General features: G+C 70.9%; 17 protein-coding genes. 7 read left to right on the forward strand and 10 right to left on the reverse strand.

Translation table 11 applies throughout. The annotated features are described in order from the left end of the window. Positions 1 to 178 precede the first annotated feature (178 nt). Positions 179 to 865: a TetR/AcrR family transcriptional regulator gene (locus ACFVSU_RS05325; RefSeq protein ID WP_387139121.1), complete on the forward strand. Its 687-nt coding sequence runs from the start codon at positions 179 to 181 to the stop codon at positions 863 to 865. Between the two features lie 121 nt (positions 866 to 986). Here the strand turns inward: ACFVSU_RS05325 and ACFVSU_RS05330 are convergent, their stop codons facing one another. Further along, positions 987 to 1982, reverse strand: a complete 996-nt coding sequence (locus tag ACFVSU_RS05330; RefSeq protein WP_387139124.1) for a hypothetical protein — start codon at positions 1980 to 1982, stop codon at positions 987 to 989. Between the two features lie 385 nt (positions 1983 to 2367). Between ACFVSU_RS05330 and ACFVSU_RS05335 the strand changes: the two genes are divergently transcribed. Continuing rightward, entirely contained in the window at positions 2368 to 4170 is a 1803-nt protein-coding gene (locus tag ACFVSU_RS05335) for a DHA2 family efflux MFS transporter permease subunit (RefSeq protein WP_387139127.1), read from the forward strand. A gap of 11 nt (positions 4171 to 4181) precedes the next feature. Continuing rightward, entirely contained in the window at positions 4182 to 4646 is a 465-nt protein-coding gene (locus ACFVSU_RS05340; protein WP_387139130.1) for a MarR family winged helix-turn-helix transcriptional regulator, read from the forward strand. 6 nt (positions 4647 to 4652) lie between these two features. On the opposite strand, the gene ACFVSU_RS05345 is transcribed toward ACFVSU_RS05340, so the two are convergent. The 7 genes from ACFVSU_RS05345 to ACFVSU_RS05375 all read right to left on the reverse strand — a co-directional run bounded on the left by ACFVSU_RS05345 (position 4653) and on the right by ACFVSU_RS05375 (position 11998). After that, a complete protein-coding gene (locus ACFVSU_RS05345) occupies positions 4653 to 4949 on the reverse strand; it encodes a Dabb family protein (RefSeq protein WP_387139133.1) in 297 nt (98 codons plus the stop codon). 67 nt (positions 4950 to 5016) lie between these two features. Continuing rightward, positions 5017 to 5874, reverse strand: coding sequence for a sugar phosphate isomerase/epimerase family protein (locus tag ACFVSU_RS05350; protein ID WP_387139136.1), 858 nt, complete (start codon positions 5872 to 5874; stop codon positions 5017 to 5019). A gap of 62 nt (positions 5875 to 5936) precedes the next feature. After that, positions 5937 to 7148: a substrate-binding domain-containing protein gene (locus ACFVSU_RS05355; RefSeq protein WP_387139139.1), complete on the reverse strand. Its 1212-nt coding sequence runs from the start codon at positions 7146 to 7148 to the stop codon at positions 5937 to 5939. Between the two features lie 2 nt (positions 7149 to 7150). Further along, positions 7151 to 8227: an ABC transporter permease gene (locus ACFVSU_RS05360; protein ID WP_387139143.1), complete on the reverse strand. Its 1077-nt coding sequence runs from the start codon at positions 8225 to 8227 to the stop codon at positions 7151 to 7153. Further along, positions 8224 to 9315 carry an ABC transporter permease gene (locus tag ACFVSU_RS05365; protein ID WP_387141246.1) on the reverse strand — a complete coding sequence of 364 codons (1092 nt, stop codon included), beginning with the start codon at positions 9313 to 9315 and terminating at the stop codon, positions 8224 to 8226. The genes ACFVSU_RS05360 and ACFVSU_RS05365 overlap by 4 nt, the downstream gene beginning before the upstream one ends. 5 nt (positions 9316 to 9320) lie before the next feature. Continuing rightward, a complete protein-coding gene (locus ACFVSU_RS05370; RefSeq protein WP_387139146.1) occupies positions 9321 to 10895 on the reverse strand; it encodes a sugar ABC transporter ATP-binding protein in 1575 nt (524 codons plus the stop codon). Further along, complete coding sequence (locus ACFVSU_RS05375; protein ID WP_387139148.1) at positions 10892 to 11998, reverse strand: Gfo/Idh/MocA family protein; 1107 nt, start codon at positions 11996 to 11998, stop codon at positions 10892 to 10894. Before ACFVSU_RS05375 ends, ACFVSU_RS05370 begins: the two co-directional genes overlap by 4 nt. Before the next feature lie 113 nt (positions 11999 to 12111). Here ACFVSU_RS05375 and ACFVSU_RS05380 point away from each other — a divergent pair, with 113 nt between their 5' ends. Together ACFVSU_RS05380 and ACFVSU_RS05385 are read left to right on the forward strand one after the other, a co-directional pair. Then, positions 12112 to 13305, forward strand: a complete 1194-nt coding sequence (locus tag ACFVSU_RS05380) for an ROK family protein (protein WP_387139151.1) — start codon at positions 12112 to 12114, stop codon at positions 13303 to 13305. Positions 13306 to 13434: 129 nt separating this feature from the next. Continuing rightward, positions 13435 to 14460: an NADP-dependent oxidoreductase gene (locus tag ACFVSU_RS05385; protein WP_387139154.1), complete on the forward strand. Its 1026-nt coding sequence runs from the start codon at positions 13435 to 13437 to the stop codon at positions 14458 to 14460. Between the two features lie 15 nt (positions 14461 to 14475). On the opposite strand, the gene ACFVSU_RS05390 is transcribed toward ACFVSU_RS05385, so the two are convergent. Next, positions 14476 to 15369 (reverse strand): LysR family transcriptional regulator ArgP, encoded by an 894-nt coding sequence (locus ACFVSU_RS05390; protein WP_387139157.1) that lies wholly within the window; start codon positions 15367 to 15369, stop codon positions 14476 to 14478. A 71-nt stretch (positions 15370 to 15440) separates the two neighbouring features. Between ACFVSU_RS05390 and lysE the strand changes: the two genes are divergently transcribed. Further along, on the forward strand, positions 15441 to 16184 hold the full coding sequence (gene lysE, locus ACFVSU_RS05395) for an L-lysine exporter (RefSeq protein WP_387139160.1): 744 nt from the start codon (positions 15441 to 15443) through the stop codon (positions 16182 to 16184). A 16-nt stretch (positions 16185 to 16200) separates the two neighbouring features. Here lysE and ACFVSU_RS05400 read toward each other — a convergent pair whose 3' ends face one another. Further along, positions 16201 to 16554, reverse strand: a complete 354-nt coding sequence (locus tag ACFVSU_RS05400; protein ID WP_310285143.1) for a DUF1801 domain-containing protein — start codon at positions 16552 to 16554, stop codon at positions 16201 to 16203. A 63-nt stretch (positions 16555 to 16617) separates the two neighbouring features. Between ACFVSU_RS05400 and ACFVSU_RS05405 the strand changes: the two genes are divergently transcribed. After that, the gene (locus ACFVSU_RS05405; protein ID WP_387139163.1) at positions 16618 to 16893 is read left to right on the forward strand and encodes an acylphosphatase; all 276 of its coding nucleotides are present in this window, start codon (positions 16618 to 16620) and stop codon (positions 16891 to 16893) included.

Raw genomic sequence — 16893 nt, forward strand, 5'->3', positions numbered from 1 at the left:
GGCAGCGGCCACGGGACCTCTCCTTCGTCGTCGAACGGGTCGCTTGACGATAGACCGCTGTCATCAACCCTGTCAACAGTGTTGACAGAAGTGATGACACACCGACTAGGCTCGGGACGTCACGACGCCGAGACAAGGGGTGCGTGGCACGATGGACGCGACGGCGAAAGCGGGGATCATGGCGGCACGCACCGGGGCGACGCCCGAGAAGCCGGGCGCGAAGCGCCTGGACCGGGCCACGATCATCTCGGCGGGCCTCGAGCTCGCCGAGACGACCGGATCGGCCTCCCTCTCGATCCGCGACCTCGGCGCGAAGCTCGGCACCGACCCGACCGCCGTCTACCGCCACTTCCGCGGCAAGGAAGAGCTGATGAGGGCGCTGCTCGACGAGCTCACCCTGCGAAGCCTGGCCGCCGTCACCGCCGACCCCGACGAGTGGCAGGAGCGCCTCCGCCAGCTCGCGTCGGCGACGCTGACCGAGTTCGCCCGCTACCCCGCCGTGGGGCAGGAGGCGATCGTCCTCACCACCCACGGCCCCGGAGAGCTCGACGCCATCGAGCTGATGCTCGACGCGTTCTCGCGAGCAGGCCTCACCGGCGATGCCCTGGTGCAGCACTACGCGCTCATGGCGACCCACGTGCTGTCGATCGCCGCCGGCGTCGCCCGCGCGCGGGCCGAGCGCGCCACCACGGCCCCCGCGGATTCCAGCCCGTGGTTCGAGGGCCCGCTGCTCGTCGACCCGATCAAGCACCCCCACATCGCGCAGATGTCCGCGCAGCTCCTGGACCTGAAGGACCGCGAGCTCTTCATGCTCGGCGTCGAGGCGGTCATCCGCTCCGCCGAGCGCGTGGCCCAGCCCGCCTGACGCCGGCGCCGCGCATCCCCCTCCCCGCCCCGTTCAGATCACGTGATCTCACCGAGACCACACGCTCTGCCCGCGCATGACGTGTGGTCTCGGTGAGAACACGTGATGTGGACACGCGGGCTCATGCGCGGGGCGGGGTGATCCCGAAGGACGCGAGGCGGCGACCGAGAGCAGCCGGGGTCAGGATGTGCGCGGCTTCGGCGCGTACGAAGCGGCGCTGCGTCGTGCCTCGTATCCAATCCTCGCGGCGCTTCTCTTCGAGCACGACCTGCTCGACGGTCTTGCCCGTCGCGATCGCGAGGTCGGTGTACTTGCTCAGCCCGTCGAACTCGTAGAAGCTCCGCACGTCCTCGATGCCGATGTCGACGCGGAAGCTCCGCCCTTCGGGTCCGGCCACGGGAACCTGGAGCCGCAGCTCGCGAAAGCCGAGACGGCTCAACTGCTGGCGACTCACCGACTCGCCCGGGGACTCCGAACGCCCGTCCGCGAAGCGGATCGCGGCCTCTGCCTGGCGAATGCCCCGCCCGCCCGGGTCGGCCGCGCAGCGCTGCAGCATCCGCTCGCGCCAGAGCTCGGCCGCGCGTTCGTCGTATTCGTGTCCCTGCATCGCCTCGCGCCGCAGCCCTGCGTCGGCCACGGCGATCGCCGCCTCCAGACTGAGCGTGCGGGCCATGTCGAAGACCGTCCGCTCCAGAGTCGTGCACCGGATCCCGTTGACCACCGTGATGTCGTCGTCTGCGAGCCGATCCGTGTGACGCCGCAGCCCCGCGCGGCTGGACGCGCGGGCCTTCTCGGGCGTGATGACATGGACCGCCGACGGCTCGTGACGATAGAGCGGCAGCCCCGCCAGCACGCCGGCCGACTCGTACGAGGCGACGACGCCGTCGCGCCGTTCGCGCATCTCGAGGACGGCGGCGCACACCTGGAGCAGGTGGCGCGACTCCGGCCACAGGTCCTTCCACAGCGGCCCCGGGACGTACCGGTTGCGCTGCAGCCGTCGCTCGTCTCCCCGCGCCACCGCGTCGCCGATCGCGCGGGCGGTCATCCCACCCGCGCGCAGATCGTCGCGGCTGCGCACCGCGGCCATCGCCTCATCGAAGTCCAAGTGTCGTTGCATGGCCTCACCCTCGCCCCTGCCACTCTTGCGCTGCGCCTCCCCTTCGCCCACCTGTGCACGGCCGCAGCCCACCCCCACCTGTGGAGGAGCGGATGCCTCGGCCACCGGCATCCCCTTCCCCACCCCGTTCAGATCACGTGATCTCACCGAGACCACACGCTCTGCACGCGCACAACGGGTGGTCTCGGTGAGAACACGTGATGTGGCCGCCGGGGGCGCAGCCGCCGGGCCGCCCGGCCGGGCCGCCGCATCCTTCATTCCGACTGATAGTTGACGCACGTCAACCATTGACGTATAGTTGACCCAAATCAACTGTTGACTCATGTCAACTTTTCCGCGCCAACGTCGCCGCGCATCCGCAAAACTGCACGCTCTAAGGATTCCTATGGCCACGTCCACCCCCGCGACCGGGTCGGTCGCCACCCAAGCCGCTGGCAGCAGAATCAGCACCGACGAGAAGCGCCGGCACCGCAAGATCCTGCAGGCGCTCACCGGCCTGCTGCTCGGCATGTTCGTGTCGATGCTCGCGTCGACCGTCGTGTCGACGTCGCTCCCCGTGATCGTCCACGACCTGGGCGGCGACCAGGCGGCGTTCACGTGGGTCGTCACCGCGACCCTGCTGACCACCGCGATCTCGACCCCGATCTGGGGCAAGCTCGCCGATCTCTTCAACCGCAAGCTGCTCATCCAGATCGCGATCGTGATCTTCGTGCTCGCCACTGCGGCCGCCGGCTTCTCGCAGGATCCGGGCACGCTCATCGCCTTCCGCGCGGTGCAGGGCATCGGCGCCGGCGGTCTCGCGGCGCTCAGCCAGGTCATCATGGCCGACATCATCAGCCCGCGCGAGCGCGGCCGGTACATGGGCCTGTTCGGCGCGGTCATGGCGGTCGCGACCGTCGGCGGCCCGCTCCTCGGCGGCTTCATCACCGACACGATCGACTGGCGCTGGAACTTCTTCATCGCGCTGCCGTTCGCTGTCGCCGCCCTCATCATCATGCAGCGGACGCTCCACCTGCCGCCGCGGCCCAAGAAGAAGGCGCGCATCGACTACTTCGGCATCGTGCTGCTGTCGACGGCCGTGTCGCTGCTGCTCATCTGGGTCACCAACGCGGGCAAGGACTACGACTGGTGGAGCACCGAGACCATCCTGATGGTCGGCGGCGCGCTGCTGGCAGCCGTGCTCTTCGTGATCGTCGAGCTGCGCTCGAAGGAGCCGCTCATCCCGCTCACGATGTTCCGCAACCGCACCTTCACGCTCGCGGTCATCGCGTCGATCTCCATCGGCATCGCGATGTTCGGCACGTCGGTGTTCCTCAGCCAGTACATGCAGCTGGCGCGCGGCGCGACCCCGACCGAGGCGGGCCTGATGACGATCCCGATGATCGGCGGACTCCTGCTCGCCTCGATCGTGATCGGCGGTCTCGTGACCCGCACCGGGCACTGGAAGCCGTACCTGATCGTGGGCGGCGTGCTCCTGATCGCCGGCTCGTACCTGCTGTCGACCATCCACTACGACACGAACTTCGTGCTGGTCTCGCTGTACATGTTCCTGCTCGGCGCGGGTGTCGGCATGACGATGCAGAACCTCGTGCTCATCGTGCAGAACACCTCGAAGCCGTCGGAGATCGGCGTCGCGAGCTCGGGGGTCACGTTCTTCCGCAGCCTCGGCGGCACGATCGGCGTCTCGGTGATGGGTGCTGCCCTCGCGACCTCGGCGACGAACCTGTTCACCGACCGCAAGGACGACATCGGCGCCGCGCTCATGGCGCTCGGCGAGAAGGGCGCGGCCATCGGCCAGCAGCTCGCATCGGGCACCATCCCGCAGGTCTCGGCGCTGCCCGAGTCGATCCGCGTGATCGTCGAGGACATCTACGCGCAGGCCATCGCCCACTCGTTCCTGATCGCCGTGCCCCTGGCCGTGGTCAGCCTCATCGCGATCATCTTCCTGCCCAACAAGCCGCTCACCCGCATGACGACGAGCGAGCGCGTGCAGGCGAGCGAGGCCGACCTCGCGACCGTCTCGGTCGCCGAGGGCATGGAGACGCTCGCGCCGGCAGCGACGGCGGAGACGGATGCTGCGGCCCCGGCCGCAGACGCCGCGGACGAGGCTGGGCCCACGCGGCCGGAGGCTCCGCGAGACGCGCCAGCGGCTCGTGGAGGGGCCGTGGGGACCGTCACCCGACGCTAATGTCGAACATGATGACCTCCGACGACACCCGAGCGGCGCGCACCGAGGCGGTGCGCGCCCTCGAGGCGGAGTTCGGGGAGCTGATCAACCGCTTCCGGCGGATCATCACCGAGAACGCCAACCGCGTGAGCCCCGGCATGCTGCCGGGCGCCTACAAGGTGTTCACCACCATCGTGCGCCGCGAGGGCATCACGCTCTCGGGCTTGGCCGAGTCGCTCATGTCGGACAAGGGCCAGATCAGCCGCACGGTGCGCGAGCTCGAGCAGCTCGGTCTCATCCAGCGCACGCCCGATCCGGACGACGGCCGGTCGAGCCTGCTCTCCCCCACGCAGTTCGGCCTGGAGCGCCTGGCCGAGGCGCGCGCTCCGCAGGAGAGCCTGCTCGTCGACGCGCTCGAGGAGTGGCCCGTCGACGACATCCTCAACCTCACGCGGCTGCTGCACGCGCTCACGATCGGCGAGCGCCCGGCCTCCTGACGCGGCTCAGGCCTCGACGAAGTCGTACTCCTGGAACTCCGCCACCTCGGGGACCCAGCGCTCGGCGACGAACGCGACGTGGGTGGGGTGGTCGTTGTAGGCCTGGTACTCGGCGTCGCCCTGGAACACCATCGAGAACTGGTGCGCGAGCTCGCTCTTCGCGCTCACCTGCCGGTTGATGCGGAAATCCTCGACGCCGGGGATCGACGTGAGCGCCGCGCGCGCGTCGGCGAGGAAGGCCGTCTCCTCGGGCGAACCGGCGGGGTGGGCGAGGCGGAAGACGACGGTGTGCTGAATCGGCATGCTCCGAGTCTTCCGCATCATCGGCGGCCCGGGGCCACGGCGGACGCCCAGGTTCGCCCGTGAGCGCTCAGCGCGACGCCTGCAGTGCCGTCAGGTACCGGAGCGAGCGCTCGGCCAGATCGTCCTGGCTCGCCGCGAGCGGCCGCCACACCGACGCGGCCACCGCGATCGTGGCGTTCTCGCCGGTGAAGCTCTCCAGCCCCAGGATGCCGGCGTACCCGGCGTCGTCGAGGGCGGCGAGAGTCCCCGGCCAGTCGGTGTGATCGTCGCCGACCGGCCCGCGATCGCTCCCGCAGACCTGGACGTGCGCGATGTTCCCGGCGGCGGCGCGGATCGCAGCATCCGGTCGCTTCTCCTCGATGTTGAGGTGATAGGTGTCGAGCGCGAGGCCGAGCCCCGGCCCGAACAGCGGCGCCAGCGCCTCGAGTCCCTGTTCGACGGTGTTGATGACGCTCGTCTCGTACCGGTTGAGGGGTTCGACGGCGAGCGCGAGGCCTTCCTCCACCGCTTCGTCGACGAGGGGCTGCAGGTTGCGGCGCAGCTGCGCGACAACCTCGGTCCGCTCGCCCGCCGTCATGCGCCAGGTGACTCCCGTGGGCGCATAGAACGGCCCGGCGACGACGGATGCCCCGACCCCGCGCGCTGCGGACAGGCACGTGCGCAGGTACGCCTGGGTCGCGGCGACGTTGCCCGCCCGATCGACGAGCGAACGCCCCGGGCCCATCGCGCCGATCACGACGGGAACGAGACCCAGCGAGCCGAGCAGATCGCCCGCGCGCGCAGCATCCCAGTCCCCCGCGTTCTCGAGGGGCAGCTCGATCGCGCCGAAGCCCATGCGCGCGATCTTCGGCGCGAGCTCGGCGAGCGACTCGTCGGTCAGCGGCGAGGTCCACACCCAGGTGTTGACGCCGATCGTGCGCTGCATGACTCTCCTGTCAGGGATGATCCCGTCCTCCCCTCGCGGGGAGGACGGGATCGGATCGGTGCTTACGGGATCTGGCGCTGCTGCCAGACCTCGGGGTAGCCCGGCAGGTTCTCGCCGCCGAACTTGGCGTAGTGCCCGTCGGGCATGCCGTCGTTGGCCTCGAGGTACTGGTCGACCTCCTCGGCCGTGATCGGGCTCTGCGGGAGCACCCACTCCTTCGGGATCTCCTCGCCCGCGAAGATCTTCTGCGCCGCCAGCAGCGGGGTGCGCCACTGGAAGTTCGAGTAGACCGGAGCGAGGCCGGTGAGGCCCGTCTCCTTCCACTTGCGCAGGAAGCTCATCTCGTCCTCACCCGTCATGACGGGGTAGTCGACGCCGGCGTCCTCGAAGGCCTCGATGGCGGCGACGGCGCCGTCACCGGCATCCATCCAGATGCCCGCCACGTCGCCCTTGGCGAGCTCGTCCGAGATGATGCTCTTGATCTCGGCCGGGTCTGCGCCGGTGAAGTAGTCGACCGCCTCGATGCCCGCGTCAGCGAACAGCTTCTCGGCTGCGGCCCACCGCTGCTCGAGCACGTCGACGCCCGGGAGGATGCGGAGGCCCACGACCTTGTCACCCTCTTCGAGGTTGTCGATGAGGAACTCCGCCGTGTCGATGCCCCACGCGAAGCCGCCGATCGGGTGGATGAACGTCACCGGGCAGTCGGTCTCGACACCGCGGTCGAACACGATCACCGGCTTGCCGGTGTCGCACGCGCGCTCGACGGCCGGCGTCATCGCCGCCGTGCTGTTCGGCGAGATGATGAAGACGTCGCAGTTGCCGTCCGAGATGAAGTAGTCGATGTCGGCGATCTGCGTGTCGTCGGAGTCCTGGGCGTCGCGGGTCTCCATCTCGCTGATCGCACCCGACTCCTGCAGCACCTTCAGCTGCTGGTTCATCGTGATCCAGCCCGTCTGGCGCCAGGGGTTCGAGATCGACGCGTTCGCGAAGCACGCCTTCTTCGGCCCGCTGCTCGCGTACTGCGACGTGTCGACCATCTCCGCGTCGATGTACTGCAGGTACGGCTCGTCTTCGGGGCCCTCGGGCACCACCTCGCGCTGGGCCATCTGGGTGTCGAACAGCGCCTGGTCGAACCACTCGTTGGCGCCGCCCTCTTCGGTCGGCGCGGCGGACGAGTCCGGCGGGGCCACGTTCGGGTCGGTCGTACACCCTGCCAGGGCGAAGAGGCCGACGAGCGCCACCGCGGTGGTGGCGATCTTCACTGATCGTCGCATTGCTAGCTCCTGTTGTTGTGTGCTGCGCCCTCGCCTGCGAGGGCCGGTGTTGCGGACGACTCCTCGGCGCCGTCGGGCGCGTCGGGTTCCTTCCCCGGTGAGGGAGGGGTCTGTGGGCCGCTGCGCCGCCGGGACCGGAACACCAGTCCCGAGTAGGCGACGGCGGCGATGATGATGACGCCCTGGACCGCGTCGCGCAGCGACGACGGCACTCCGGCGATGTTGAGCAGCAGGAAGAGGGCTTCGAGCACGAAGGCGCCGGCCACGGCGGCGACGATCCACCCACGACCGCCGCCCAGCACGACCCCGCCGAGCACGACGGCGGTGATCGCGACGAACTCGTAGCCGCGTCCGACCGACGGGTGGACGCCCGCGTAGCCGACGAGCAGCACGGCCGAGACGGTCGCCGACAGCGACGAGATCATGAAGGCGCGCGTCGTGACCCACCAGTCGCGCGCTCCGGAGTAACGCGTCGCGCGGGCGTTGTCGCCGATCGCGATCAGGAGCTTGCCCAGCGGGCGCTTGGTGGTCCAGATGCCGAGAGCGAGCCACACCGCGAGGACCAGCACCGACCACGGCAGGAAGTCGATCACCGGCAGATCGCGGAGGCCTCCGCGGCCGATCTGACGGAAGCTGTCGGCCGGATTGCCCGTCGCCGCCCCGCCCGTCCACCACAGCACCAGGCCGAGGAGGGCGAGCTTCATGCCGAGCGTCACGATGAAGGACGGCACCTTGAGGAGGGTCGTGAGCAAGCCGTTCACGAGCCCGACGAACAGGCCGAGCACGATCATGAGGGCGAGGACCGGCACGGTGCGCGAGTCGTCCTGGCCGACGAGGTTGCCCGCCACGATCACCTGCGCGGTGATGAGCGAGCCCTGCGAGAGGTCGAACTCCCCCGCGATGATGACGAAGTACTGACCGATCGCGACGATCGCGACGGGCGCGACCCGCTGGATGTACCGCATGATCTGGCCGGGTTCGGCGAAGTTCGGGTTCAGCAGCATGATGGCCACGAGCAGGATCACGAGCAGCAGGAACACCGCACCGCGCGGGCTCACGAGCGCCTTCAGGAACCTCATCGCACACCTCCCTGGGTCGCGGCGCCGCCTTCGGCCGCGTCGGCATCCGCCTCGAGGGCGTGGGATGCCGCGACCATCGCCGGGGCGGCGGCCTCGGCCTGGGCGTCGCCCCCGGTCCTCGTCCCGCCCGGGCCGAACCGCGTGCGCCGGCGGACGATCGCCCGGCGGCTGTACACGGCGACCGCGGCGACGATGACGACGCCGCGCACGACGTCCTTGAGGAACGGGTTCACCTGCATGACGCTCATGACGTTGTCGACGACCGCGAAGATCGCGACGCCGCCGATCGTGCCCCAGACCGACCCCCGGCCGCCCAGGAGCAGGGTCCCCCCGAGCACGACCGCCGCGATCGACAGCAGTGCGTAGCCGCCCTGCTGGCCCACGGTCGGACTGCCGACGCCGAGCCTGCTCGCGAGCAGCAGCCCGGCGAGCCCGGCGAAGACCGAGCAGATCACGTGTGCCGCGATGAGCGGCGGACGCGTGCGCACGCCCGACAGGCGGGCGACCTCGGGATCGCCGCCGACTGCGAACAGGTGCGCGCCGGTGCGGGTGCGGTCGAGCAGGAACCAGACCAGGGCGGCGAGCGCGATCATGATGATCGTCGACACCGGCACCGGCCCGACGCCCGTCGCGCCGATGAGCTGGAACGCCCACGGCACCGATCCGGCGCTCCCCTGGAAGTTCGTGTTCAGCACCCCCTGCAGGATGAGCCCGACGCCGAGAGTGGCGATGAACCCGTTGACCTTCAGCACGGTGACGATGAGCCCGTTCGCGAGGCCGATGAGGGCGCACACCAGCAGCGTGAGCGTCACCGCCCAGGGGATGTTCGCCGGATTCCCGTTCATCGTGGTGGCTGCGATGAGGCTCGCGAGGCTGATGACGTAGGTGACCGAGAGGTCGAGGGACGCGCCGAGGATGACGAGCGTCTGCCCGATCGCGACGAGGCCCAGGACGCTCATGCCGGTGAGGATGTCGCGGATGTTGCCGGGGCTGAAGAAGCTGCGGCCGACCGTCGCCACGAGGATCGCGCCGATCGCGATCACGAGGATCAGGATGCCGAGCACGATCACGGTGGAGTCGACACGCATGCGCTTCACGGGCGGCTCCCCTCGTCGTCGGTGCGCGGATCGTCGGGCAGGTCCTCCGCGTCCGCGGAGCCGGTGGCGGCCGCCAGCACCTCGTGCTCGGCGGAACCCGCCGCGAGCTCCGCGGCCAGCTCGCCGTCGCGCATGACGAGGATGCGATCGCTCATCCCGATGACCTCGGGCAGCTCGCTCGACACCATGAGCACGGCCTTCCCCTCGGCGGCGAGCTGACGCATGAGCTGGTAGACCGCGACCTTCGCGCCGACGTCGATGCCCCGCGTCGGCTCGTCGAACAGCACGATCTGCGGGTCGGTGACGAGCCACTTCGCGAGCACGACCTTCTGCTGGTTGCCACCGGAGAGGAACCGCACCTCCTGATCGACGCCGCGCGACGACACCTCGAGCGAGCTCAGGATGCCCGGCACGCGCCTGCGCGAGGTGCCGGTGCGTCCGGCGAAGACGCTGCGCACCACGAGCAGGGAGTTGTCGAGCACGGACTGGCCGAGCGCGAGGCCCTGCGCCTTCCGGTCCTCGGTCACGAGCGCGAGTCCCGCCCGGACCGCCGCTCGCGGGCTCGTGAAGCGCACCGATCGTCCGTCGAGGGTCATGCCGCCGCGCGTGAAGCCGTGCACGCCGAAGATGCCCTCGACGAGTTCGGTGCGACCCGACCCCTGAAGTCCGGCGAGTCCCACGATCTCGCCGGCGCGCAGAGTGAGGGAGACCCCGTCCACGTACTCGTTGCCGCAGTCGGTCAGCTCCAGCCGCGGGCCGCCGAGCGTCGTGCCCTCGACCGGGCCCGGGAAGTACGACTGCAGGGGCCGGCCCACCATCCGACGGACCAGCTCCGCGTCGGTGAGGTCGGTCGCGGCATCCGTCGACACCAGCGCGCCGTCCTTCAGGATCGTGATGCGATCGCACAGGTCGAAGATCTCCTTCAGCCGGTGCGAGACGTAGATGACGGCGACGCCCCGTGCGGTGAGCCGACGGATGATCGCGTAGAGGAGCTCGACCTCGTGGTCGCTGAGCGCCGCGGTCGGCTCGTCCATCGAGATCACGCGCGCGTCGAACGAGAGGGCTTTGACGATCTCGACGATCTGCTGCTCGGCGACCGTCAGCGACGAGATGCGGGCGCCCGGATCGATGAACGAGACGCCGAGACCGTCGAGCAGCTCGCGCGTGCGGCGCTGCATGCCCTTCTTGTCGATGAAGCCGGCGCGTCGCGGCTCGCGACCGAGGAACACGTTCTGTGCGACGGTGCGCTCGGGCAGCAGGTTGAACTCCTGGAAGACCGTCACGAGGCCCGCGTCCATCGCCTGCCGCGGGTGGCCCCACGCGACCGGCTGCCCCTCGAACTCGACCGACCCTCCGTCGGCGTGGTGGACGCCGGCGAGCACCTTCATGAGCGTGGACTTGCCGGCGCCGTTCTCGCCGACGAGCCCGTGGACCTCTCCGCGGCGCACGTCGAGGTCGACGTCCGAGAGCACGCGCACGCCGAAGAACGACTTCGAGATGCCGCGGGCGCGGAGCACCACGTCCGAGCCGCCCGGTGGCACCGGTGTGTCGGCGAGCATCGTGTCGGTCATGCCAGCACCTCGATCCAGGTTCGGGTCTGGGCGGATTCGAGCACGGCCGCGGTCAGGACGGCCGCGCGCAGGCCGTCGGCGAACGTCGGCATCCCGTCCGGCCGTGCCCCGCCGATGGCGGCGTAGACGTCGGCGACGAACCCGTCGAAGGCGTCCTGGTATCCCATGGGATGCCCGGCGGGCACGGTCTGCAGCCGCGCCGAGTCGGGGTGGTCGGCGGCGGGATCCCGCAGCACGAGCCGGGAGCCCTTGCGCGCCCCGACCCACAGCTCCTCGGGGCGCTCCTGGTCGAAGCGCAGGCTCCGGCGGGTGCCGTGCAGCTCGAGGACGAGCGCGTTCTTGCGGCCGGGGGCCATCTGCGACACGAGCAGCGTGCCCAGCGCGCCGGACTCGGTCTCGACCAGCAGCGCGGCCACATCCTCGTTCGTGACCGACCGGCCCGCGCGCTCGTCGAACACCCGGCGGGTGCGGGCGGCCATGCGGGCGATGCGTTCCCCGGTCACGAACTCGACCAGGTCGCACAGGTGCGAGCCGATGTCGGCGAAGGCGCGCGACGGACCGCCGGCTGCGGCATCGGCTCGCCAGTCGTCGTCGTTCTGCCGCAGCATCCAGTCCTGCAGATACGAGCCGTCGAGCGAGAGCAGGGTTCCGATCCGGCCGGAGGCGACGCGCGCGCGGGCCTCGCGGACCATCGGGTGGTAGCGATAGACGAAGGGAACCGCGGCGACGACGCCGGTCGCGGCGGCGTGCCGGGCGAGCGCCCGCGCGTCGGAGACGGAGGTCGCGAGCGGCTTCTCGCATACGACGTGCTTGCCGGCGGCGAGGGCCGCCTCGGCGAGCGCCGCGTGGGTGGCGTTGGGGGTGCAGATGTGCACCACGTCGACATCGGATGCTGCGATCACGCCGGCGGCGTCGTCCTCGACACGCGCGACGCCGAGCTCTCGAGCCACCGCCTCGGCGCGGTCCCGGCTGGAGGAGGCCACCGACGCCAGTCGGGCACCTGCCCGCCGCGCGGCGGCCGCATGGACCCGCCCCATGAATCCGCCGCCGACGAGTCCGGTGCGGACCGTGCCGACGACAGTGTCGATGACTTCCGTAGTCATGCGGCGATCATGGCACGCAGCATCCGACTTTTGCTAGACCTTCGTCAAAAGTAATCGTGCCGTGATCTTAAGTCCTGCTGACTTCAGTCAGAAGGCCGTGCTTTACTGTCGCCATGGTCGATGCAGTGCGCGGCAGCGGAGCCGTCGGAAGCAACGGCGCGGGCGAGATCTTCCAGATCCTCCGCGACGGCCATGCGCGCACCAAAGCGGAGCTCGCGACCCTGACGGGCCTGGCCCGGTCGACGGTCTCCGGTCGCGTCGACACCCTGCTGGCCGCCGGACTCCTGCGCCCCGCGGGCGAGGCCGTGTCCACCGGCGGGCGCCCGCCGGCGCGGGTCGCCTTCAATCCGTCGGCCGGGGTCGTGATCGCGGTCGACCTCGGCGCGACCCACGCGACGATCGCCGTCGCCGATCTCGCCGCGAGCATCCTCACATCGAACACGCATCCCCTCGACATCGCCGACGGCCCGGAGGCGGTGCTCGACGCCGTGATCTCGGAGGGCGCGGCTCTGCTGGAGCAGCAGGGCATCGCCGCCTCCCACGTCGTCGGCGTGGGCATCGGCGTGCCGGGGCCCGTCGAGCATTCGACGGGGCGTCCGACGAACCCGCCGATCATGCCGGGCTGGGACCGCTTCGACGTGCCGCACTACGTGCAGCGCACCTTCGACGTGCCGGTCCTCGTCGACAACGACGTCAACATCCTCGCGCTCGGCGAGCAGGCGCTCAGCTGGCCCGGCGTCGCCGACCTGATCTTCGTCAAGGTGTCGACGGGCATCGGCGCCGGCATCATCTCCGGCGGCGCGCTGCAGCGCGGCGCCCAGGGGTCGGCCGGCGACATGGGGCACGTGCAGGTGCCCTACAGTCACGACTCGCCGCGGCCGCCCGGCGACCAGCGAGACCTCGAGGCGATCGCGAGCGGCACCGCGATCGCGGCCGACCTGCGCGCGCAGGGCATCGACGCCGCCGGGAGCGCGGACGTCGTCGCCCTCGTCCGCGCGGGGCACCAGGCCGCCATCACCGCGACGCGGCAGGCCGGCCGCGAGGTCGGCGAAGTGCTCGCGACCGTCGTCAACATGCTCAATCCGTCGGTCATCGTGATCGGCGGCAGCGTCGCCCGCGCCGGCGAGCACCTGCTCGCGGGAGTGCGCGAGGTCGTCTACCGCCGCTCGATCCCGCTCGCCACGCAGCACCTCGGCATCGTGCAGTCCCAGGCCGACGAGACGGCCGGTGTGCTGGGGGCGGCGATCATGGTCACCCAGCAGGTGCTCTCGCCCTCGGCGGTCGAACTCCGCGCCGCCCGAGCCTGATCGCCGGCTCGACGTTTTGCGACAGCGGTAGCACCCGCGTAACACGGGCGAGACGAAGGCAGGGTTGACTGTAGCCACGGGAGTTCAGTTCTGGTGCCGAAGGCGGCACACCCGCGGAAGGAGCGCACGATGAGGATCCGACCGCTGCGATCGGCACCCGAGACCCCGCTCGCCCCCGTCGAGGCGCCGCCCGCCGAGATGCAGGCGATGGTGGTGGACGCCCCGGGCGACGCGGACGCGCTGCACGCAGCATCCGTTCCCGTCCCCTCCCCCGTGCTGAGCGAGGTGCTGGTGCGCGTCGTCGCCGCCGGGGTGAACCCGATCGACGCCAAGACCCGCAGCGGCCGGGGCGTGTCGGGAGCCATCGCGGCGTACCCCGCGACCCTCGGGTACGACTTCAGCGGCATCGTCGTGAAGAGCCCGTACGAGGCGCACCCGCTCGCCCCAGGCACCGAGGTGTTCGGCATGGCCTCCTTCCCGCGCACCGGCGGCTCGTACGCCGAGTACGTCGTGGCGCCGTCGCTCTCGGTCGCACGCAAGCCCGCGTCGCTGTCGCACGTCGAGGCCGCCGGCGTGCCGCTCGCCGCGCTCACCGCCTGGGGACTCGTGGTCGAGACCGCGCACGCGCACGAGGGGCAGCGCGTGCTGATCCACGCCGGAAGCGGCGGCGTCGGACACTTCGCGGTGCAGTTCGCCGCCTACTTCGGCGCGCACGTCACCGTGACAGCCTCCGGCCGCAACGCCTCATGGCTGCGCGAACTCGGTGCCGCCGTCGTCATCGACTACACGACCACGCGGTTCGAAGAGGTCGTCGGCGAAGTGGACGTCGTCATCGACCTGGTCGGCAACGTCCACGCCGAGACCGGGACGCGCTCGCTCGAGGTGCTGCGACCCGGTGGGCTCTACGTGCTGGTGCCGACCGGCTCGTGGCCGGGCTATGCCGAAGCGGCGGCCGAGGCGGGCGTGCGCACCACCTCGTACAAGGTGATCCCCGACGGCGGCGCGCTGGCGACCATCGGGCGCCTCCTCGACTCCGGCTCGGTGCAGGTCTACATCGAGCAGGTGTTCGGCCTCGCCGAGGCATCCGCCGCGCATCGCGCCATCGAGACCGGACACACGCGCGGCAAAGTCGTGCTCCGCGTGAGCGACGGCTGACCCGCGTCGGCCCCGTCAGCGCAAAGGCGCGAGCACGCGCCTTCCTTCGGCGACGATCGCGTCCGCGATGGCGTCGAGCAGCGGTGAGCGGAGATTCCACTGCTGCCAGTGCAGCGCGACGTCGACCGGCGGGCCGCCCAGCAGCACGAGCTCGCCGCGCTCGAGGGCCTCGTGGGACTGGAATCGCGGCAGCATCGCCCAGCCGAGGCCGAGCCGCACCGCCGACGCGAAGTCGCTCGACGCGGGCACGTAGTGCCGCGGCGGCACGGCCGGGTCGACGCCCTGCTGAGCCAGCCACTCGTTCTGCAGGTCGTCGCGGCGGTCGAAGTCCACGAGCGGCGCGTGCGCGAGTGCCGTCGCGCGGTCCCCGCCGAGCCACCGTGCCGCATACGCCGGCGTGGCGACCGCCTCGTAGCGCATCGCCCCGAGCGCCGAGCTGCGGCATCCGGCGACCGGCGCGGCGCGCGAGGTGACGGCGCCCATGACAGTCCCCGACTCGAGCAGTCCCGCGGTGAAGTCCTGGTCGTCGCGGTGCAGATCGAAGACGACGGGATGCTGCTCCGCCAGCCGCGCGAGCGGCTCGAGGAACCACGTGGCCAGCGAGTCGGCGTTGACGGCGAGCGGTACGACGGCGAGCGCGGCCTCGTCGTCGCCGGCGCCGAGCTCCGCGAGCGCGTCGTGCTCGAGCAGCGCCGTCTGCCGCGCGAGCCGGATCACCGACATGCCGGCCTCCGTCGGCCGTACGGGCTTGGAGCGCACCAGCACCAGCCGCCCGAGCTGCTCCTCGAGGGCCTTGATCCGCTGGCTCACCGCCGACGGCGTGATATGCAGGCGGCGTGCGGCAGCGTCGAGCGTGCCCTCGTCGACGACGACGGCGAGGGTCTCAGCCAGCTCGAACGGGATCCTCATATTAAGTAGGGCTAATGGTACTGAAGATCCATGAGCTGGACTACGGATGCTGCGGCTCGTAGCGTCGACTCGTGCTCTCCCCCGTCCTCGCTGGCCTCGGCCTCGGCTTCTCCCTCATCATCGCGATCGGCGCCCAGAACCTGTTCGTGCTGCGCCAGGGCCTGCGCCGCGAGCACGTCCTCGCCGTCGCGGCGATCTGCGCGATCTCGGACGCCGTGCTCATCGCGCTCGGCGTCTCGGGCATCGGGTTCGTGCTGCAGGCCGTGCCGTGGCTCGTCGACGTGGTGCGGTGGGCGGGTGCGCTGTTCCTGGTGGCGTACGGCGTGCTGGCGGCACGGCGCGCCTGGCGCCCGTCGGGTGAGACGCTCGGTGCCGGCGCTGCGGACTCGGACCCGTCGGCATCCTCGGGTGCGTCCGCGCCCGCACCCCCCGCGCACACCCACACGGGTGAGGCGCTCGAACCCGACGCGTCCGCCTCCGCGGTGCGCAGCGACATCCGCACCGCCGCCACGCCCGCGGCGCACGCCCGGCTGATCCCGGTGCTGCTCACCTGCCTGGCGCTGACGTGGCTCAACCCGCACGTCTACCTCGACACCGTGTTCCTCCTCGGCACCGTCGCGAACACGCACGGCGACTCCCGCTGGCTCTTCGCCGCAGGTGCCATGGCCGCGAGCGTCATCTGGTTCTTCGGCCTCGCGTTCGGCGCGCGCCTGCTCGGACGCTGGCTGTCGACCCCCCGCGCCTGGCGCATCCTCGACGCGGTGATCGCGGTCGTGATGATCGCACTCGGCGTCTCGCTCGTGCTCCCGCACTGACCGAGGCCGTGGCCGGTCAGCCGTCGATCTGCTCCTTGCGGGCGAGCACGAGGGCGCGCACGACATCGTCGGGGAGCGGGTGCTCCGGCTGGTAGCGGATCGTCCCCTTGTCGAGGCCGATGCCGGGGTGCCCGGCGAGCGCATCCGCGACCGCCGACACCGCGTCGGGGCTGAACGGGTACACGCCGATGTGCTTCTTCGCCCGCATCACCGAGAGGAGCGGCTTGCCGCGGTACACCAGCGCCGGCATCCCGTACCCGCGGCCCTGCTCCGCGTCGGGCGCCTCTTCTCGCGCGATGGCGTAGATCCGCTCGACCGACGGCCGGTCGGCCGCGTCGAGTTCTTCCAGGAGTTCGTCGACGGTACCCATGTCGGCATCCTGGCCGACTTCCCCAGGTCGCGGCAAGGCGCGTGCGGCGGCAAGATGGGCGGCATGAGACGCGTGCACGTGACGGTCCGCGGCGACGTGCAGGGCGTCGGCTACCGCTACACCATGCTCATCGTCGCGCGTGAGGCCGGCGCGGCGGGCTGGGTGCGCAACCGCCGCGACGGATCGGTCGAAGCCGAGGTCGAGGGCACCCCCGGTCAGGTCGACGAGGTGCTGGCGTGGATGGCCGAGGGCCCGCCCGGTTCGCGCGTTGCGCAGGCGACGGTGACGGATGCCGCCACCACCGGCGAACGCGGCTTCGAGGTGCGCCCCACCCAGTGA

It is taken from the genome of Microbacterium sp. NPDC058062, from assembly GCF_042885375.1.
GTDB classification, from domain to species: Bacteria; Actinomycetota; Actinomycetes; order Actinomycetales; family Microbacteriaceae; genus Microbacterium; species Microbacterium trichothecenolyticum_C.